17 protein-coding genes are annotated in these 19757 nt (G+C 67.0%); 7 read left to right on the forward strand and 10 right to left on the reverse strand.

Annotated features, from left to right (window positions below; all coding sequences use genetic code 11):
• Positions 1–81 precede the first annotated feature (81 nt).
• Positions 82–939, reverse strand: coding sequence for an endonuclease/exonuclease/phosphatase family protein (locus SSA01S_RS15270; protein ID WP_240954689.1), 858 nt, complete (start codon positions 937–939; stop codon positions 82–84).
• A 182-nt stretch (positions 940–1121) separates the two neighbouring features.
• On the opposite strand from SSA01S_RS15270, the gene SSA01S_RS15275 reads away from it, so the two are divergent.
• Entirely contained in the window at positions 1122–3218 is a 2097-nt protein-coding gene (locus SSA01S_RS15275) for a TonB-dependent siderophore receptor (protein ID WP_082795129.1), read from the forward strand.
• Positions 3219–3383: 165 nt separating this feature from the next.
• On the opposite strand, the gene SSA01S_RS15280 is transcribed toward SSA01S_RS15275, so the two are convergent.
• From SSA01S_RS15280 to SSA01S_RS15305, 6 genes are read right to left on the reverse strand one after another with little or no spacing between them, the layout of a single operon-like run.
• Positions 3384–4346: an FAD:protein FMN transferase gene (locus SSA01S_RS15280; protein WP_061781056.1), complete on the reverse strand. Its 963-nt coding sequence runs from the start codon at positions 4344–4346 to the stop codon at positions 3384–3386.
• Positions 4343–5188: a DUF4198 domain-containing protein gene (locus SSA01S_RS15285; RefSeq protein ID WP_061781057.1), complete on the reverse strand. Its 846-nt coding sequence runs from the start codon at positions 5186–5188 to the stop codon at positions 4343–4345. The genes SSA01S_RS15280 and SSA01S_RS15285 overlap by 4 nt, the downstream gene beginning before the upstream one ends.
• A gap of 15 nt (positions 5189–5203) precedes the next feature.
• A complete protein-coding gene (locus tag SSA01S_RS15290) occupies positions 5204–5686 on the reverse strand; it encodes a DUF2271 domain-containing protein (protein WP_170171582.1) in 483 nt (160 codons plus the stop codon).
• A 14-nt stretch (positions 5687–5700) separates the two neighbouring features.
• A complete protein-coding gene (locus SSA01S_RS15295; RefSeq protein ID WP_061781059.1) occupies positions 5701–6339 on the reverse strand; it encodes a PepSY-associated TM helix domain-containing protein in 639 nt (212 codons plus the stop codon).
• Positions 6336–7019, reverse strand: a complete 684-nt coding sequence (locus tag SSA01S_RS15300) for a Fe2+-dependent dioxygenase (protein ID WP_061781060.1) — start codon at positions 7017–7019, stop codon at positions 6336–6338. Before SSA01S_RS15300 ends, SSA01S_RS15295 begins: the two co-directional genes overlap by 4 nt.
• An 11-nt stretch (positions 7020–7030) precedes the next feature.
• The gene (locus SSA01S_RS15305; protein WP_082795130.1) at positions 7031–9415 is read right to left on the reverse strand and encodes a TonB-dependent receptor; all 2385 of its coding nucleotides are present in this window, start codon (positions 9413–9415) and stop codon (positions 7031–7033) included.
• Positions 9416–9692: 277 nt separating this feature from the next.
• Here SSA01S_RS15305 and SSA01S_RS15310 point away from each other — a divergent pair, with 277 nt between their 5' ends.
• From SSA01S_RS15310 to SSA01S_RS15330, 5 genes are all read left to right on the forward strand, one after another.
• The gene (locus SSA01S_RS15310; RefSeq protein WP_061781062.1) at positions 9693–10976 is read left to right on the forward strand and encodes an HD-GYP domain-containing protein; all 1284 of its coding nucleotides are present in this window, start codon (positions 9693–9695) and stop codon (positions 10974–10976) included.
• Positions 10977–11049: 73 nt separating this feature from the next.
• Positions 11050–11520, forward strand: a complete 471-nt coding sequence (locus tag SSA01S_RS15315) for a GNAT family N-acetyltransferase (protein ID WP_061781063.1) — start codon at positions 11050–11052, stop codon at positions 11518–11520.
• 49 nt (positions 11521–11569) lie between these two features.
• Positions 11570–13186, forward strand: coding sequence for an NAD(P)/FAD-dependent oxidoreductase (locus SSA01S_RS15320; protein ID WP_061781077.1), 1617 nt, complete (start codon positions 11570–11572; stop codon positions 13184–13186).
• Positions 13183–13554, forward strand: coding sequence for a reverse transcriptase-like protein (locus SSA01S_RS15325; RefSeq protein ID WP_061781064.1), 372 nt, complete (start codon positions 13183–13185; stop codon positions 13552–13554). The genes SSA01S_RS15320 and SSA01S_RS15325 overlap by 4 nt, the downstream gene beginning before the upstream one ends.
• Before the next feature lie 80 nt (positions 13555–13634).
• Positions 13635–13877 (forward strand): hypothetical protein, encoded by a 243-nt coding sequence (locus SSA01S_RS15330; RefSeq protein WP_061781065.1) that lies wholly within the window; start codon positions 13635–13637, stop codon positions 13875–13877.
• A gap of 526 nt (positions 13878–14403) precedes the next feature.
• Here the strand turns inward: SSA01S_RS15330 and SSA01S_RS15335 are convergent.
• Positions 14404–15741, reverse strand: coding sequence for a chloride channel protein (locus SSA01S_RS15335; RefSeq protein WP_061781066.1), 1338 nt, complete (start codon positions 15739–15741; stop codon positions 14404–14406).
• Between the two features lie 136 nt (positions 15742–15877).
• Between SSA01S_RS15335 and SSA01S_RS15340 the strand changes: the two genes are divergently transcribed.
• Positions 15878–17413: a DUF389 domain-containing protein gene (locus SSA01S_RS15340; protein ID WP_240954688.1), complete on the forward strand. Its 1536-nt coding sequence runs from the start codon at positions 15878–15880 to the stop codon at positions 17411–17413.
• Positions 17414–17480: 67 nt separating this feature from the next.
• Here the strand turns inward: SSA01S_RS15340 and SSA01S_RS15345 are convergent, their stop codons facing one another.
• Both SSA01S_RS15345 and SSA01S_RS15350 read right to left on the reverse strand, forming a co-directional pair.
• A complete protein-coding gene (locus SSA01S_RS15345; RefSeq protein WP_167348929.1) occupies positions 17481–18164 on the reverse strand; it encodes a SapC family protein in 684 nt (227 codons plus the stop codon).
• A gap of 23 nt (positions 18165–18187) precedes the next feature.
• Positions 18188–19753 (reverse strand): tryptophan halogenase family protein, encoded by a 1566-nt coding sequence (locus SSA01S_RS15350; protein WP_061781069.1) that lies wholly within the window; start codon positions 19751–19753, stop codon positions 18188–18190.
• Positions 19754–19757 lie beyond the last annotated feature (4 nt).

The raw sequence follows: 19757 nt of genomic DNA on the forward strand, positions 1-19757 counted from the left end.
TGTAACCGTTTCGATAGCGCGACACCCCTCCGTCAGGCCTTCGGCCTGCCACCTCCCCTTAGAGGGGAGGAATGGGCTTGGTCAGCGCGTCTCATCCTCGAACGTCAGCGTCGCCTCGATCGGGAAATGGTCCGACGGATAGACCTTGCCCTGATGATAGGTGTCGGTCGTCACGGTGTCCGCCTTGAACCCGCGCAGGAAGAGATAGTCGATCCGCCGGTCGGGCGTGCCGGTGAAGTCGTGGAAGGTCAGCACCGGCCCCTCGCGCCGCTTCGCGCTGCCCCAGGCATCGGTCAGCGCGCCTGCGAAGGTGCGATAGGCGGCCGTGTCGGGCCGGGCGTTCATGTCGCCTGCCAAGACCAGCGGCAGCCCCTTGGCCAGGTCGGGCAGGCGCGACAGGATCAGCCGGGCCGCCTTGTCGCGCGCCTCGCCGTCCTGATCGCGGTGCGGCAAATGGGTGTCGACGAACAGGAAGCGGTGCGGCTTGGCCTCCCTGGTCTCGAACACCGCCCAGCTCGCCAGGCGCGGCAGGTCGGTGCCCCAGCTCTGGCTGCCCACCACCTCGGGCGTGTCCGACAACCAGAAGTCGCCCTGGTCGATCAGAGTCAGCCGGTCGGTGCGATAGAAGATGCCCATATGCTCGTCGGCGTGCCCGCCACGCCGGTCGCGCCCGAACCAGCGATAACCGGGCAGCGAGGCGACGATATCGTCCCCCTGTCGCTGGAGCAGTTCCTGCGTCCCGATCACATCGGGCGCGGCGCGGCGAATCAGTTCGACCATCACCGGCCGCCGCACCGCCCAGCGCTGCGCTCCTTCGTCCGAGGCATAGCGGACATTGAAGGTCATGACCTTCAACGGCTCGGCCAGCGCGCCGGTCGCGACAAGCAGCCCCGTCGCCAGCACCGCCAGGCCTCGTATCGTCCGCCGCATCGCCATCATTAAAACTGCCCTTTCCATCGTCTCGCACGCGGTCCGTCACCGCTCGCCCCGAGCCATGGCGGACCAGCATGGCAGAGGCGTGACAGCCCGAGCAGACCAATAACGATCCATTTTATGATTGAGAGTTATTATCATTATCGATACTGGCCGCCGATATCGAGTGGTTTGGGGGTTTATCGAATATGTCGAAGGCGATCGGATGCGCCGTGTTGCTGGCCGGGATGGCGATGGGCCAGGGTGCGGTGGCGCAGACGTCGCGCGCGCCGGTCGAGGGCGGCAGCGACGAGCAGAAGGATATCGTCGTCACGGCCCTGCGCGATGCCAATGCCAGCATCACCGGCACCGATACGCCCCCCAACCGCTATCCCCAGTCCTTGCGTATCATCGACCGTGCCTTGATCGACCGGACCGGCGCGACCCGGCTGGACGACACGATCGACCTGGCGGGCGGTGTGTCGCGGCAGAACGACTTTGGCGGCCTGTGGGACAAATATGCCATTCGCGGCTTTGCCGGGAACGAGAATAGCGGCCCCGACATCCTCATCAACCGGTTCAGCAGCAACCTGGGCTTCAACGCGCCGGTCGATGTCGCGACGGTCGAGCGGTTCGAGTTCCTGAAAGGCGCCGCCGCCGCCCTGTCGGGCATGGGCGAGCCGGGCGGATCGCTCAACATCGTCACCAAGGCACCGACCGACACCCGCCAGGGCGAGGTGTCGCTCAGCTATCGCAGCTGGAACCGGGTGCGCGCGACCGGCGATATCAGCGGCCCGGTCACAAGCACGCTGTCGGCCCGGCTGATCGGCGTGTCGGAAGAGGGCGACAGCTTTCGCCGGTTCGTCCACACCGACCGACTGTTGCTCGCCCCCTCGGTCTCGTTCACGCCCAGCCAGGATCTGCGCTTCCTCTATCAGGCCGAGTTCATGCGCAACCGCGCGCCCATCGATCGCGGTGTCGCCGCAATCAAGGGCAATCCCCGCGCTATGGACCGCGACACCTTCCTGGGCGAGCCCGCCGATGGCCGCATGACCCAGCGGATGCTGTGGCAGCAGGGCAGCATCTTTGCGACACTGACCGACCGGATTTCGCTGGAGGCCGGGTTGTCGAGCCGCGCCGGCTTCCTGACCGGTTATGCCACCCAGGTCGATTTCGGCGCGCGCGGCGTGCAGGCCGATGGGCGGACAATCGGGCGTTCCTATCGCTATCATGATTTCCGCTGGCAGGACCTGACCGCCCGTGTCGAACTGACCGCCAAGGCCGACTGGCTGGGCCTGTCGCACGACATCCGCGTCGGGGTGGACCGGGTGCGGCACGGCCTGGACTTCCGCATGGACCAGGCGCGCGGGCGGCCGGGTGCGCCGATCCTGACCATCGACGCCTTCGATCCCGTCTATGGTCAGCCGCTGCCAGTGCCCCAGCCCTTCGCGCTGCGCCATTCCTCCTATCGCAGCGAAAGCGTCTATGCGCAGGACCTGATCCGCTTCGGCGATTTCACCGCCCTGATCGGCGCGCGCTGGAACAGTTTCCGCGAGACGATGGTCAATGCGTTGCGCGGCAACCTGACGCTGGAGACGGTCGATCGCGGCGTTACCCCGCGCGCCGCGCTGACCTGGTCCGCGAGCCCAAACTTCTCGCTCTTCACCAGCTGGGGCCGGTCGCTGCGGCTCAACCCGTCGGACGGGGTAAGCAGCTTCGATGCCGAGCGGAGCGAATCCACCGAGCTGGGCGCGAAATACACGCTCTTCGGCGGAGCGCTGACCGGGCAGACGGCGCTGTTCACCATGACCAAGCGCAACGTGCTGAACCCCAACGCCACCGACGTGTTCGTCAAGACCCAGATCGGGCGGCAGCGGTCGCGCGGGGTGGAGACGGTTGCCGACCTGCACCTGACCGGCGGGCTGACCGGCACCGCGACCTATACCTATACCGAGGCGACGGTGCGCAACGACAAGAATGCCGCGCTGATCGGCACGATGCTATCCAACGTTCCCAAGCACATCGCCGCGCTCGACCTGCATCAGCGGATGGGCGACGTGACGATCGGCGGCGGCGTCGCCCATGTCGGCGCGCGCAATGGCGATCCCTTTGCCAGCGGCTATCGCCTGCCCGGCTATACGATCGTGCGGGCGGATGCGACCTGGGCGGTCAATCCGCGCTTCGACATTCGGCTCGACCTCGAGAACCTGTTCGACACCTATTATATCGCTAGCAGCTATGCCGATGTGTGGACGATGCCAGGTGCGCCGCGCAACGTTCGCGTGACGCTCAGGGGGCGGTTCTAAGGACCACCCTCACCCTTCCCACCCGCTATCGCGGGCGGGCCCAGTGTCGGGTGCACAGCGCCCCGCGCTGTTCAGTCCATGCCTGAGGCATGGACGACCCGCCACTCCTCTCCCATTGGGAGAGGGAAGGGAGGCGCAAAGCGCCGAAAGGGTGAGGGTGGAGGTTTAGCCGAGCATCGCCTGAAAAGGCTCGGTCAGAACCTCTTCCACTCCGTCACCGTGCCGAACCAGGATGCGCGCCGCGACCTGCATCGGTGCCAGCGCCGACAGGTCGGAAAACAGCACCGCGACGGCGGTCGCCAGCGCATCGGCCAGCATCGCGGTTTCGGCGATGACATGGACCGCGATCACCCCGTTGGTGGGCGGATGGCCGGTGCGTGGGTCGAGGCCGTGTTCGCCTTTGCGATAGCTGCCGCTGCCCGCCACGGCCATCTGGTGCAGCGCCACGCGCATCGGCGGCAGATCGACGCCCGGCGGGGTTTCGAGATCGACCCACCAGGGATCGCCATCGGGCCGCATGCCGCGCCCGACCAGCTCGCCGCCCACCTCGACCAGACAATGCCGAAAGCCCAGCGCCGCGAGCATGTCGGCGACCGCATCGGCGGCATAGCCCTTGGCGATGCCCGACAGGTCCAGCGCAATGCCGCCCGGCTGCCACAACCGCGCACTCGCCCGATCCCAGCGCAGGCGCTGCCAGCCACCCGAGGCGCGAGCCCGCTCGATCGCTACCGCATCGGGCGCGGGCTGCGGCCCCTTGGGCCCATGGCCCCAGAGATCGACCAGATGCCCGATCGCCGGATCGAACGCGCCGTCACTCAGCGCCGCGACGCGCAGGGCGGTGTCGATGACCGTCGCGAATTCGGGCGGCAGCACGCTCCCACTGCCCGGTGGCGCGCGGTTGAAGCGCGACAGCACCGAGTCGGATGCCCAGTGGCTCATCTGCGCGACCAGATCGTCCAGCCGCGCCTGCACCGCCGCTCCTACAGCTTGTGCGCCGGGCACGTCACCCGTGGCATAGAGCACCCGCCACATCGTCCCCATCGTCTCGCCGCCCAGCGAGACGACCGCCGCCGGATCACCGTTCGCCATGGCGTTCGGGTCGATCCGGGGCGGCAGGACGATCCTCACGGGGTCATGACTTCGAGGGTGGTGGTATAGCTCATCCGCCGCTGCCTGGCGCGCGGGGCGGTCGGCTTGTCGTCGATCAGCGTCGCGTTCAACCAATACATGCCCGCCGCGGGCCAGGCATAGGACAGCACGCCTTGCGCGTCGGTGGTCACCTCCTTGGCACCCTCGGCATCGCGGTAGCGCTTGCCGCCGGGGACGATCGTGACCTTCAGATTGGGCGCAGGCTTGCCGTCGACCAGGAAGCGGAACTTCGCCGTCTCGCCCGCGACCAGCTCGTCCGGGTGGGTAATGGGATCGAGCTCCAGTCCCTTGCCTGTCGGCTTCAGGACGGTACGCGTCGGCTCGCCCGCGGTCACGAAAATCTCGTTGCGCGCGCTCGTCTCGGCCAGCGTCACGTCGGTGGCGTTGCCGGGGATGTCGGCGACGGTCAGCGGCGGCTGGCGCACCCCGTTCGGCCCCGGTGGGCCGCCACGTCCGCCGACGCGCTTCTCCACGCCGTCGACCTTGAAACTGCCCATGATGCCCGACATCTCGCTGCCGATCTTCCAGGTGCCGGGCTTGTCGAGTTGGACGTCGAAGACCGAGCGATAGCGCCCCGTCGAACCGTTCTGGATATGGCCGGGCGTGCCGTCGGGTTGCCAGACCTTCACCATCTCGATCCGGCCGGGCTGGTGGTCGGCATAGAACAGGTCGTTGGAGACGGCACTGTCGACCGTGACCCAGCTGTCGGTGCCCGAAAAGATCGTGCCAGACGGCAGCAGCCACATGCGATGTGCCGAGGCCAGGCCGGGGATCGCGAGCAGCGCGGCGGCGGCGAACAGCGTGAGACGATGGTTCTTCATGACGTTGCTCCCCTGTCAGCGCGCCGAGACGGTCACGGCACCCAGTTCATGGCTACCCGCCGCGCGCCCCTGTGGGTTCGGCACGGTCAGCGGCACCTGCACCAGCTCGCGCCCGCCGGTCTCGCGCGCGGCCTCGACGTTCAGGACATATTGGCCGGGCTTCAGGTCGGCGGGCAGCGGGATGGCGTGGGTGCCGGGCGCACGGGTCGCGCCGCTGATGCCGTTCGCGGGCATCGCCATGCTGCGTCCGCCTTTGCGCCACCAGGCGCGCAGGTCGGACAGCCATTTGGTGCCCGGCTCGCCGCCCGTCTTCTTCACGTCATACCAGATAGCGAGCGTGCGCGCCGGACCACCGGTGGCGGGCTCCAGCCAGACCGCGACATAGGGCCTGTGATATTCGGCGACGTTGAGGCGCGGAATGGTGACGTTCACTGTCGCGGCGCCCGCCGCCCCCGGCAGTGCCACCGCGCCCAGCGCCAAAATAGCGGTCGATCGCATCGTGAGATTCTCCATCAGTGCAGGACAAAGACGGCGATCGCCGCCGGGATCAGGAACCCCGCCGCCACCAGCGGCCAGGTCGAGGGCCGGTGCCGTGCGTGCATCTGAAGCAGCAGCAGCCCGGTCAGGGTGAAGACGATACACGCGACCGCAAAGACGTCGATGAACCAGAACCAGGCGGTCCCGGCATTGCGCCCCTTGTGCAAGTCGTTGAGGTAGGAGACCCAACCGCGGTCGGTCCGCTCCGAGGTGATCGCGCCGCTTGCCCGGTCGATGCTGACCCAGGCATCACCGCCGGGACGCGGCATGGCGACATAGACCTCGCCGTCCGACCATTCGCCCGGCCGCCCGGCGGGATCGAGATCGACCGACCGCTCCACCGCTTCCGCCACGCGAGGCGGCAAGGGGGCATCATTCGTCTTAGGATTGGCCAGCAACGGTCTTAGGCCGGGGGCGAGCAGCCCGCTCTTCTGCACCGTCTTCGGGCTGGCCGAGATACTGGCGGCGTGATTCAGTGTCAGCCCGGTGATCGCGAACAACATCATCCCGACCAGCGACACCGCCGCGCTGATCCAGTGCCAGGTGTGGAACTGCTTCAACCACCAGCTTCGCCATTTGCGCTTCTTGGGTTTTTGCACAGCGGCGACGGTCATGCGTCGGCCCAGCGGCGCAGCAGATTGTGATAGACCCCGGTCAGCTCGACGACCGACCGATCCCCCTGTCCCTTGTCCGCGCCGACCCGCTGCACCGCGCGATCCAGGTCGAACAGGATGCGCCGCTCGCCATCGTCGCGGACCATCGACTGAATCCACAGGAAGGAGGCGACGCGCGTGCCCCGCGTGACGGGCTCGACCCGGTGGAGGCTGGAGGCGGGGTAGAGGACCGCGCTTCCGGCGGACAGCTTCACCCGTTGTTCGCCGTACAGATCCTCGACCACCAGCTCGCCGCCGTCATAGGCGTCCGGCTCTTCGAGGAAGAGGGTCAGCGACAGGTCGGAGCGCATCCGAAAATCGCTGCCCCGCTTCAACCGCACGGCATTGTCGACATGCACGTCGAACGCCTGTCCGCCCGCATAGCGATTGAACAGCGGCGGATAGACCTTCAGCGGCAGCGCCGCCGCCACGAACAGCGGCGACCGCCCCAGCGCGTCGAGGACCATCCGCCCCGCCTCGACCGCCGCCCCCGAATCCTCCGGCAGCTGCTCGTTGCGCTTGGCGAGCGCGGCCTGCGGGCCGGAGGTGGCATTGCCGTCCGCCCAAGGCGCGCCATCGATGACGCGGCGGACCTGGGCGACCCCGGCGGGATCGAGGATATCGGGAAGGACGATCAGCATGGCTAGTCCGGTCAGAAGTTGTAGAACAGGCTCAGCGTCGCCTGACGCCGGTCGCCGGGGACTGCCCAGCCGCCGGTGATGTTGCCGGTCGTCGCATTGATGTTGTTGCGCACGCCCGTGACATATTTCTCGTCGGTGAAGTTCTGGACGTTGAGCTGCATCGTCCAGCGCTGGGCGATGGTATAGGCCAGGAAGGCGCGGTGGATCAGATAATCGTCCACATGGAACTGCACCGGATTGGCCGCGACCGGCACATTGGTCGCGAACGATCCCTGATAGGTCAGGCCGTAACCGACCTCCAGGCCGAAGGGCAGCTTGTAGGTGGTGAACAGGCTGCCCGAATGCTTGGGCGTCTGGATCAACTGGCTGCCCGCCTGCGGATCGAGCACGCCCGCCGCCTTGTCGCGGTTGGAGATGCTCTGCAGCACCTTGCCGTCGAGATAGGTATAGTTCGCGAAGATCGTCCAGGCCGGGGTGATCGCCCCCGATGCGCCTAGAGCGATGCCGTCGACGCGACTGCGCCCGTCCAGCACCTGCAAGCCCACCGGCAGCGCCGGATCATTGGAGGGCACCCGGTAATTGGTCCGCTCGTTGCGGAAGACGGCGGCGGTCAGCTCCAGGCGACGGCCGAACAGCCCGGCCTTCACCCCCGCCTCGTAGTTCTTCGCGGTTTCGGGGGCCACGGCGCAGGGGTTCGCGGCGGTGGCGGTCGACGGCACGCCGCAGCCTAGCCGGACGGTCGTCGAGGACGGCGTCTTGGCGTTGCCGTAACCCGCATAGACGCTGACATTCTCGACCGGGTGGAACACCGCGCCCGCCCGCCAGGAGAACAGCTTCTCCCGGCTGACCTGCGGCGCGGTTTGCAGCGCGGTCAACGGGCTCGAGCCAGGCGGCACGATGTTCAGCGGCAGGGCGCGGAAATTCGCTTCCTGATACTCCCAACGCACGCCGCCGTTCAGCTCGAAGAAGCGGTTCAGCGCCAGCGTGTCGAAGGCATAGACCGCGATGTTGCGCGTCTCGCTGCGCGACTGGGCGGTAGTCGTGAAGTTGATCGGGCCGGTATAGTTGGTGTTCGGGTTGGCGATCTCGATCGCGGGCTGTGCCACCACGCTGCCATCGCCATTGCGCAGCAGCGACCCCTGGGTCAGGCGATAATTCTCGATTATGCCCGACATGCCGATATTCAGGACATTGTGGAGGCCGCCCTTCGCGCCTGCCTCATGGCGCAGGTCGATCTGGTTGGTCAGCATCTGGTTCTGCTGATCGCGCACCAGCCCGCGCGGACCGGACGGCAGGTAGAAGCCCGCCGGCACATTGGCCGGGCATGAGGCGCCGATGGTGGCGCCCGGCGTTGCCGTTACCGGCTGGCGATTGGTCGCGGCGAGACAGAAGGTCCCCTGCGGCGCGCTAGTCACGCTATACTGCGTCACCTGCTGCCAGCGGGTCAGGTTGCGCACGCTCCAATGTTCGTCGATCTGGTGGCGGAAGGTCGCGGTGAAGCGGTCTACCGTACTGTCCTGCCGGTCGAGATTGGCGATGCCGAAATAGCTGGAGCGCTTAGCGCCGGGCACGAAGCCATCGACCAGGCCATTGTCAAACCAGGGAATGCCGTAGACCGGCGTGTTCCGGTCCTCCTGATGGACATAGGCCAGCGTCAGGCTGGTCGGCCCGCCGATGCCGATCGTGACCGAGGGCGCGATGCCCCAGCGCTGCATCTTCTCGACATCGCGGCCGGGCACGTCGTTGTGGTGGTACGCGCCGTTCAGGCGCACCGCGACCAGATCCGACACGCGGACATTGCTGTCGATCGCACCGCGATAATAATTGTCGGTGCCGACCGAGCCCTGCATGATCGTCAGCGTCTCGGGCGTGGGCACCTTGGAGACGAGGTTGATCGTCCCGCCGACCGAACCCGATCCGTTGAAGACGCTGTTCGCGCCGTTATAGACCTCGACCTGTTGCAGGTTGAACGGGTCGGTACGGCTGTACTGCGCACTGTCGCGCACCCCGTCGATGGTGATGTCGTTGCTGGCCGAATAGCCGCGCAGGTTGATCGAATCGCCATAACCGCCGCCGCCCTCGCCCGCGCCGAAGGTGATCCCCGGCAGCGTCTGGAGCACGTCGCGCAGCGTCTGGAGGTTCTGCTTCCGGATGGTCTGTTCGCTGACCACGGTGATCGTCTGCGGTGTGTCGAGCAGCGCGGCGGTCGCCTTCGGGCTTTCCAGCGTTGCGGCGGCGGTGCGCTGGCCGGTCACGACGACCGTGTCGCGCTGCCCCGTCGCGTCCTGCGCGCGGGCGGCCGTGCTGTCGGCGCGCGGCGTGCTCTCGGCTGCGGCGACACCGGGTGCGGTCGCCAGAAAGCCGACACAGGACAGGGCGATGAACGAATGTGACATGATGCTTCCCCTTTGCATCAAGCCGCTATTGCGAGACAATCGCACTGTCAACGCGAATGATAATGATTATCACTTTATAAGATGAGCTTGGAGGGCGACGGGCGCTGGATAGCAGCCAGGCGACCAGACGAACGTTCCGGAATATTTTTTAAGCGATTTTGTCTGACCAAAATGGTCAATGCATGGATTTTTCAGCGCTTTAACGGAACGTAAGGACAATGCCGATCTGCGCTGCTCGAAACCAAAATTTTACCGTGCCTCAGTAAGCATTCCTCCTATGAACGAGCGGTCAGACACAAATCGATATCTGCGTATCGAGGGCAGCCAGGCAGAGCTGGGAATGTTCATTCACACCCTGCATTGCGGATGGCTGAAGAACCCATTTTGGCGAAAGTCCTTCCTGCTGGTAGACAGTGAGGATCGGGATAAGATTCGCAATTCCGTGCCGCATGTGACCATCGATCTGGACAAGGGACGCGGCCTGACCTTGGTGTCGGCAAGGGATATCGCCGAACAGGCGGCGCCGGTGGCCGTTGCCACTACCCCGGGCGCCGCGCCCGTCATGGCCATGATCAAGCCCAAGCGTCGCAAGCCCCGTACCGACATGGAACTGGCCAGCGCCACGGCCGAACGCGCGACCGAGGCGGTGACCCAGTTGTTCGGCGAAGCCCGGCTGGGCCATGTGATCCGCACTTCCGACCTGACGCCGATGATCGAGGAGATCGCCCAGGCCACGTCGCAAGGGCCCGCCGCGATGATTGCGGTCACCCGGCTGAAGGACAAGGATCAATATACCTATATCCATTCGGTAGCGGTCGGCACGCTGATGATGGCGCTGGCCCGTCATCTGGGGCTGAGCGACCATGATGTCCGTGTGGCGGGCATGGCGGGCGTGTTGCACGATATCGGCAAGATGAAGATCGAGTCCGAGATCGTCGACAAGCCCGGCCGCCTCGACCCGGCGGAACTGGCCAAGATGCGGATGCACCCCAGCCTGGGGCACAGCATCCTGCTCGACATGGAGGATCTCGACCCGCGCATCCTGGATGTGTGCCGCCATCATCACGAAAAGATGGACGGCACCGGCTATCCCGACGGATTGAAGGACGAGCAGCTGAGCCTGTTCGTCCGCATCTCGGCGGTGTGCGACGTCTATGACGCGGTCACCTCGATCCGCTCGTACAAGCGCGCCTGGTCGCCGCACGAGGCGCTGGCCCAGATGATCGAATGGGACGGGCATTTCGACACCGAAATCCTGCGGGCCTTCATCACCAGCCTGGGCATCCAGCCCTTTGGCGGGCTGGTCCGGCTCAATTCCAATCGGCTGGGTGTCGTGGTGCGCGAAGGGTGCAGCCCGACCACCCCGATCGTGCGCGCCTTTTTCAGCGTACCGGATCAACAGATGATCCCGAGCGACGATGTCGCCACCTCGCACGATCCGATCCTGCGCGTCGAACGCGGCGAATATTGGTTCGGCGAGCGCTGGCACGCGCTTCGGGCGGAGATCATGGCCCAGGCCGCCATGCCCGAGCCGCCCCAGCGCCGCGCCGCGGGCGGATAATCCCCCGACGCTGGCGATCGCACCGCAGCCTGATAGCATGGCGGTTTCGATCCCAGCGTCGTGAGGCCCCGGCATGATGATCCGCACCGCCACCCCGTACGACGCTGTCGCGATGAGTCATGTCCTCCGAGAGATCATGGCTTTGACCGGCCGAATGCGTCCGCACGATCCGGCCTTCACGCTATCAAACTACATCACCGCGCCCGATGGCATCCGCTGCAGCGTCGCGGCCGATGACGACGGCGAAGTGCTGGGCTTCCAATCGCTCAAGCGCGCCGTAGCGGACAATCGCTATGACGTGCCCGAGGGATGGGGCATCATCGGAACCCATATCAGCCCGCGTGCCCATCGGCGGGGAGTCGGCCGAGCGCTGTTCGCCGTCAGCCGGGACGCCGCCATTGCGGCGGACTTAAAGAGGATCAACGCAACGATCGGTGCCGACAATTCCATGGGCCTGACCTATTACGAGGCCATGGGCTTTCGCACCTGGCGCGAAGGGCCCGGAATCATCCAGAAGATGCTGGTGCTGGCCCCCGACGCGTAATCCATAGGGACGATGGCGGGACGCGGCGCAATTCTGTATGGCGCGCGGGATGATCCGCCTCAGTGAATTGAAACTGCCTCTCCACCATGCGGACGAGGCCCTGCCCGCCGCCATCTGTCGCCGGTTGCGCGTGACCCCGCGCGAGCTGGTGCGCTTCGTCGTCGCGCGGCGCGGCCATGATGCGCGCGACAAGAACAATATCCAGCTCGTCTATTCGGTCGACGTGAACCTGAAGAACGAGGCCGCCGTGCTGGAGCGGTTCCGCCGCGACCGCGATGTCCAGCGCACACCCGACACCCGCTATCACCTGCCGAGCGCGCCGCCGCCGGGCACCAAGCGCCCGGTCGTGATCGGCGCGGGCCCCTGCGGCCTGTTCGCCGCGCTGGTGCTGGCGCAGGCGGGATATCGCCCGATCATCCTGGAGCGCGGCAAGGTGGTGCGCGAACGGACCCAGGACACCTGGGGCCTGTGGCGGCGCAGCGTGCTCAACCCCGAATCCAACGTGCAATATGGTGAAGGGGGTGCTGGCACCTTTTCGGACGGCAAGCTCTACAGCCGGATCAAGGACCCGCGCCATCTGAACCGCAAGGTGCTGACCGAATTCGTGAAGGCGGGCGCGCCGCCCGAAATCCTGACCGAGGCGCATCCGCATATCGGCACCTTCCGCTTGGTCACCATGGTCGAGAGCATGCGCGCGACCATTGAGGAGCTGGGCGGCGAATATCGTTTCTCCACCCGTGTCGACGGGCTGGACGTCGCGACCGATGGATCGGGCCAGCGCCGGGTGCGCGGTCTGCACCTGAACGGCGGCGACTATCTGGAGGCCGATCACGTCGTGCTCGCCATCGGCCACAGCGCGCGCGACAGCTTTGCGATGCTGCAAAGCGCGGGCGTCTATGTCGAGGCCAAGCCCTTTTCGATCGGCGTGCGAATCGAGCATCCGCAGGGCTGGATCGACCGCGCCCGCTTCGGGCATCAGGCGGGCAACCCGATCCTGGGTGCGGCGGAGTATCACATCTCCCACCACTGCCAGAACGGGCGGACGGTCTACAGCTTCTGCATGTGTCCAGGCGGCACGGTCGTCGCCGCGACCAGCGAAGAGGGCCGCGTCGCGACCAACGGCATGAGCCAATATTCGCGCAATGAGCGCAACGCCAATTCGGGCTTCGTGGTCGCGATCGACCCGGAGCGTGACTTTCCCGGCGATCCGCTGGCGGGCCTCGCGCTGCAACGCCATTGGGAGGAGCGCGCCTATGTCGCGGGCGGATCGAACTACAAGGCTCCGGCGCAGCGGGTGGGCGACTTCCTGGCCAAGCGCCCCTCGACCAGCCTGGGGTCGGTCACGCCCTCCTACCGCCCCGGCGTGACGCCGACCGACCTGTCGCAGTGCCTGCCCGACTTCGTGGTCGAGGCGATGCGCGAGGCGATCCCCGTCTTCGGTCGCCAGATCGCCGGATACGACCACCCCGACGTAGTGATGACCGGCGTCGAGACGCGCACCTCTTCGCCCGTCCGCTTCACGCGCGGCGAGGACGGGCACAGCCTCAACACCTATGGCCTGTACCCGGCGGGCGAGGGCGCGGGTTACGCGGGTGGCATCTTGTCGGCGGCGGTCGACGGCATCAAGACGGCCGAAGCGGTCGCGCGTAGCATCGGCGGGCTGTGAAAATCTTCTTCGACGGCGGCTATCGCCCCGGCGGCATGGAATATGCGGTGGTGATAGGGGGACAGGCTCGCATCGTCCGAGACCTGGGGCCCGGCACCAGCATGACCGCCGAGTGGCTGGCGCTGATTGCGGCGACCCGGGCGGCGCACGAGGCGGCGCTGACGGATGCCCTGCTGCTGGGCGATGCGGCGGCAGTGGTGGCGCAAGCGCTAGGCAAGGTGCGGGTGCCGCCCGCCCATGTCGCGCATTTCGCGGAGTGGTCGGCCCTCCCTCGCCCGCCCCGGTTCCAGCTGCGTCATATCAAGCGGACGCAGAACCTCGCGGGAATCGCACTGGCGCGGTCGCAAGAGAAAATGAGCAAGGCATAGGCCGTGCCACGATTGCGGTGCGTCCGATTAGGGTGGAAAGCGGACGTTGCGAGATGGTGGGCAGCCATTAAGTTCGCGGCATGATCTGCAACATCATCGACAGGCGAACAAGGCCGTATCGCTGGCGCAAGGTTAACGCCATCATCGAGGCGACTTCGCATGACAATGCCTGCGAGGATGCGGACCAACAACGGCCGACCGATGACGATCTGACCTACGACCAGCGTGAGAATGTCACTGTCGCGGAAGCGATCGCTTGGGCCAACGAAGAGGTGTGTCCGGTGACTCTTTACCTCTACGACAAGGGTGCCGGGACGACCTGACCAACGCCCTTTTTTGGGTGGACAGCACACGGGCAGTTTCTGGCGTCAAGCGCAGATTAGCTGCCGTTTTTAACCTGCTCATATTCGAGTCTTGGCGGTGCTGACGCCATCGCCTTCAATCGTCCGTCGCCCAAGTAGATCAGGTAGCAGTTACCCGCCGCGGAGAAACGTCGACCCAATTCGCTGCTCGGGCAGGCGTGTTTGATCCGCTCCAAAGCATCGCCTGACACAGAGTAAGATCTTCCTGCGTCTTCAATGCGAAGCGCACGAATATCCTGTATCCAATGGGCTCTCGCTAACGGCATCGCTTTGCCCGCTGAAATGGGAAAAGGAGCAGACCAGTGATCGTAATCGCGGTGAAGATACCGCACAGCCAACTGCGATTGGGTCCGATTATCCACAACGGTAGGCCAAGCGTCACAAGCTGCGAGCAGCGGGAGGAGCAGATAAATGGACGACCGCATCCAAGTAGCCTAGGCGCGCGCGCGAATGTCCGCAAATGGGCGTTTACCGCCCACCCCCATTATCAGCGCGCACTCTCCTCCACCGGCCGCATCGCAAACGTCCGCGACAGGCCGTGGTACAGCTTTTCGCGGCACACCAGCTGGCTGACCCCGTCGGCGATGAAGGCGGTGGCGAACATCGGCAGCATCAAGCCGCGGCTGGCGGTCGTCTCGGACAGGATGATGACGGCGGTCAGCGGTGCGCGGACCACGCCTGCGAAATAGCCGACCATGCCCAGGATGACGATCGCCGAGGCGGGCGAGTTGGGGAAGACCGAGCGCAGCAGGTTGCCGAGCCCCGCCCCCACCGACAGGGACGGCGCGAAGATGCCGCCCGGCAGCCCGGCCACGGCGGTGGACAGTGTCGCCAGGAACTTGGCCGGACCGAACCAGAGCGGCGCATCGACCCCGACGATCATCGCCCGCGCCGCACCGTAACCAGTCCCCCAGGTCAGGCCGGTGCCGACCCCCAGCCCCGCGACCACGACGCCGCACAGCCCCGCGAACAGGATCGGCCGCTGCTTGGTCCACCGGGTGACGCTGTTGGTCCCGGTCGCCAGGATCAGCATCAGCCGGGCAAAGCCGCCCCCGGCCAGCCCGCCGACGATCCCCGCCACCGGGGCCGCAACCAGCGCGCCGACGATCGGCATATGCGCGCCGATCAGCCCGAAATAGACATAATCGCCCTGCACCGACTGGGCGATCATGCCCGCAATCGCGATGGCGGCGATGACCAGCAGCGTGACCTTCTGCTCATAGGCCGACGCCAGCTCCTCGATCGCGAAGAGCAGCCCGGCCAGCGGCGTGTTGAACGCCGCCGCGACGCCCGCCGCACCGCCCGCGATCAGCACCGCCCCGCGCAGCGGCACGCCCAGGATGCGGTGGGTCAGCCCCATGATGGCGGCGGCGATCTGCACCGTCGGCCCCTCGCGTCCGACCGACGCGCCACCCAGCACCGCGGCCAGCGTCAGCCCCGCCTTGGCGATGACGGTACGAATCGACACCAGCCCTTCGGTCGCGCGTTCGGGGTCGGCCTGTGCCGCCATCACCTGCGGAATGCCCGATCCCCGCGCCAGCGGCGCGAAGCGGCGGGTGATCCAGACCAGCCCCGCGAACAGCAAGGGCGTCACCACCAAGGGCGCCCAGTGATAATGTTTGGCGAAATGGCCGAACCATTCGCCCGCGACATCGGCAGCCCAGGCGAAGACCGTCGCGGCCAGCCCGATCGCCACTGCACCGATCAGGACGGCCAGACGCGTGCGGAACTGGACCGAACCCGGCCCGGCCGTGCGCAGCAGCGCCCGATACCGCGCGGGCGTCCATTTGCGGATGATCGGGTGAGACGGGCGCTGATCTGCCATGTCCCGTCCTCTACACCCGGAGTTCCATCGAAAACCAGCCGAACCCGACTCTCTTTGCAAAAGGGGCAACCGGGGTCGCATCCCTTGGCCCGATCGCCTAGCAGGGGGATTCGGATCGACAAGAACAGGCTGGACCATGACGGAATCCCCCTCGCACGAACGCAGCACGATACGCCGGTGGTGGTCGATGTGGGTGGTCGGCGGGGTCGATTACGAAGCGGTCCTCGCCCAGATTTCGCAGGATTCGGGCTGGTCGGGACGCTATGCCTTTCTGATCGTCATTTCCGCCGCGATCTCGCTGCTGGGCCTGCTGATGCCTTCGGTCGCGGTGCTGATCGGGGCGATGCTGCTCTCGCCGCTGATGATGCCGATCATCGGGCTGGGCTTCGGCATCGCGACCTTCGATACGCGCGAAATCCGCCGTGCGGCGACCGCGCTGCTCGCCGGGGCGGTGATCGCGATCCTGCTGTCGACCGTCTTCGTCACCCTGTCGCCGGTGCAGACCATCACCAGCGAGATTGCCGGGCGCACCCGCCCCACCCTGTTCGACCTGCTGGTCGCCCTGCTGTCGGCGGTGGCGGGGGCCTATGCGTTGATCCGGGGGCGTGGCAACACGGTGGTGGGCGTCGCCATCGCCATCGCGCTGATGCCGCCGCTGGCGGTGGTCGGCTTCGGTATCGCGACGGCCAACTGGACCGTGTTCAGCGGCGCGCTGCTGCTGTTCCTGACCAACGCGGTCACCATCGCGCTGACCGCCGCCATCGTCGCCCGTGTCTATGGTTTCGGGCGGCATCTGTCGCACCAGCATACGGGGTGGCAGGTCATCCTGTTCTGCGGCGCGATCGGCGTGCTGTCGATACCGCTGGGCGCGGCGCTGCGCCAGATCGCGTTCGAGGCGGTGGCACAGCGCCAGGCCCGCGATACGATCCGCGCGCGCTTCCCCGACACGTCGCGGCTGGGCCAGCTCGACATCGATTATGCCGCCAAGCCGATCCGCATCCGCGCGGTCGTCTTCACCCCGCATCTGGAGTCCCAGGCCGACACGCTGCTCGCGGCCGATCTGCGTCAGCGGCTGGGCCAGCCGATCGACCTGCATGTCGACCAGCTGCGCGTCTCGCTGGACGACAATGGCGCTGAGGCGGCGCAGATCGCCCGCGCCAGCCAGTCGAACGGCCCCAGCGACGCCGACCGCCAGCAGCGTGCGGTTGCCGACCTGGCGCTGATCGCCGGGGTGGATGCGGGCACGGTGCAGGCGGATGCGACCACGCGCACCCTGTCCACCACCGCCGCCGCTTTGCCCGGCCTGGGGCTGGCAGGCTATCGCGCGATCGAGGCGCGGGCGGCCGATGCCCTGCCGCAATGGACGGTCCACCTGGCGCCGCCCGCCGATGTCGCGCCGCCCGCAATACGCTTCGTACAGGGCGTGCTGAACGGCGACGGACTCGACGCCGCCGCCTGGGCCAGCGCGCGGTCGCAGCGTGCGCTTCTGGTCACGGGCGGCACCCCGGCCCAACGCCGCGCGGTCGCCGATGGCCTGACCAGCCGGGGCGGCCGGGCCGAGATCGGCGCGGGCGGCGGCACGATCCGGCTCACCTGGGCTCCCGTTCCACCCAAAGCGGACGCTGCGGACCAGTCCTCCCCTGCCCAGGGAGATAGCAGGCCGCAGGACTGACGGAACGGTGCCCCGGTCCGGGAGGTCGGACCAGGCGAGGCCGCATCGCATGGGCCTCGTTCGGCGCTTAATCGAGCCTGTATCCGGTGATGGCAGGCGCAAAGCGGGCATTGTGCAACTGGCGCAACCGCTCGACCTGCGCCAGCGAGGCGGTGAGGATCGCGGCGGGGGTGAGCCGGTCGGCGCGGTGGAGCGCCAGCACGTCCGTATCGGGCAGCGCGCGCACCGCCGGTTCGTCGATGGTGTAGAGCCCGGCGAGGTCATGCACGGTCCCGTCATCCCTGGTCAGCGACAGAGCCAGCGGGCGGATCAGCCGATGCCCGGCCCAGTCATCGACCAGGGCTTGTGCCGCCGCGACATCGGCGACCAGCCGCTCCAGCCCCTGCGCGACATTTGCCAGCAAGAGGGCGGGGCGGTCGCCGTCGAACAGCGCTTCCCCGATCTCCCCTAGACTGGGATCGGTCGGATCGATCGCCAGTCCCGCCGCCCCGCGTACGTCGAGCCGGAACCCGCCGAGTAGAGCGGCACGCGGCACATAGGTTCCCTGGAACCCACCACCGAAGACGAACAGGTTCGCGGGCTCGACCAGACTCATCAGCGCGATCAGGTTGAACCGGCCGGTCTGGCCGTCCTTGGCGAGGCATAGCGGCATGTCGGCCGCCGCCAAGGCGATTTCCGACAGGCCGATCCGGGCGAAACGCCGCGTGGCACCAGCGGCGCTCCGGTCGAAGCGCAGCCGAGCATGCGTCAAGGCGGATAGCGGGACGATAGCGGTCATACCCGCTGCAGACCATGTTCGCGGATCGCGCGCAACAGGTCGCGGTGGATGGGCGCACGCGCGCGCAGCTCGTCCTTGGCACGCGCCGTCCTGGCCACGAAACGCTCGGCCAGCGCCGCATCGGGCGCGGCGGGGTCGACATGCGGCCGATGGCTCTCAAACCCCATGCCGTGCAGGACATATTGATAGCTGGGCCAGGAAAACACCTCGCGGGCATGGGTGAAATCCTGCGGGCCGGGCGAGTGATGCCGCCACAGCTCCAGCCGTTCGGCCAGGCCATCGGGGATGGAGGAGGCCGCGACATTGTCGCGCCAGAAGTCGGTGTCGGTCCGCTTGGTCAGGACATAATGCAGCTTCAGGAATTCGATGATACGCATCCAGTGATGGGTGAAGGTCGCGTTGAACTGGCGCGCCATCACGTCCATCGCGGCGCGGGTGCGCGGCAGCCGATCGGCGATCGCGTCCATCGCCGTCTCGATCAGCATCAGCGCGGAGGCCTCCAGCGGCTCGATAAACCCGGCGGACAGGCCGACCGCGACGCAGTTGTTCTGCCAGAAGCGCGTCCGATGCCCGGCATCGATGGTGATCCGCCGCGCGTTCAGTCCCTCGGCGGCGGGACCGGCATAAGCGCGCAACGCCGCCTCGGCCGCGTCGTCGCTGATATGCGCGCTGCTATAGACATGGCCGACACCGCGCCGGGTCCACAGGCCGATATCCCAGATCCAGCCCGCATCCTGCGCGGTCGACACGGTGTGGCAGGTGATGGGGTCGTCCGGCTGCGCATAGGGCACCTGCAACGCGATGGCCCGGTCGGCGAACAGCACGTCCCCGCACCGGCGGAACGGCACGTCATAGACGCCGCCGATCAGCAGCGCGGCAAAGCCCGTGCAGTCGACGAACAGATCGCCCGCCACGGTGCCGCCATCGGCCAGCTCCAGATGCGCGATATCGCCATTGTCCGCGACCGCGACCCGCACGACATCGCCCAGCACATGCTCGACGCCCAGTGGCCCGACGCCATGGTCGCGCAGCAGCGTGGCGAACTTCCCCGCGTCCAGATGATAGGCATAATTGGCATGGCCCGCATATTCGGGCGCGACGATCGACTTGGGCGCCAAGCCTGCGTCGCACAGCATCGCCTGATAATCGACCCAGTCGGCAAAGCTCGCCCCCATCTCCGACCGGTGCAGCCAGTGCGGCGCCAGATCGATCTCGGTCGCGCCCGCGGGCGGATTGAGCGGGTGGTAATAGCCGTCGTCCGCCGTCCCGTCCGTCCAGCCGACGAACCGAGCCCCCTGTTTGAACGCGGCATCGCAGGATCGGATGAAGTCGGTTTCGCTGATGCCGATCTTGGCCAGCGTGTTGCGCATGGTCGGCCAGGTCCCCTCACCCACCCCGACCGTGGGCACGTTGCGCGATTCGACCAGGGTGACGCAGACATCGCCGCCGGTCCGCCGCGACTGGGCCGCCAGCCGACAGGCGGCGATCCAGCCCGCCGATCCGCCACCCACCACGACCACGCGTCGCACCGGACCATCGGTCCGCTCCGCTCGACCCGTCATCCGA

Origin of the sequence: Sphingomonas sanguinis NBRC 13937 (assembly GCF_001591005.1) — a bacterium.
In the GTDB taxonomy this organism is placed as follows: domain Bacteria; phylum Pseudomonadota; class Alphaproteobacteria; order Sphingomonadales; family Sphingomonadaceae; genus Sphingomonas; species Sphingomonas sanguinis.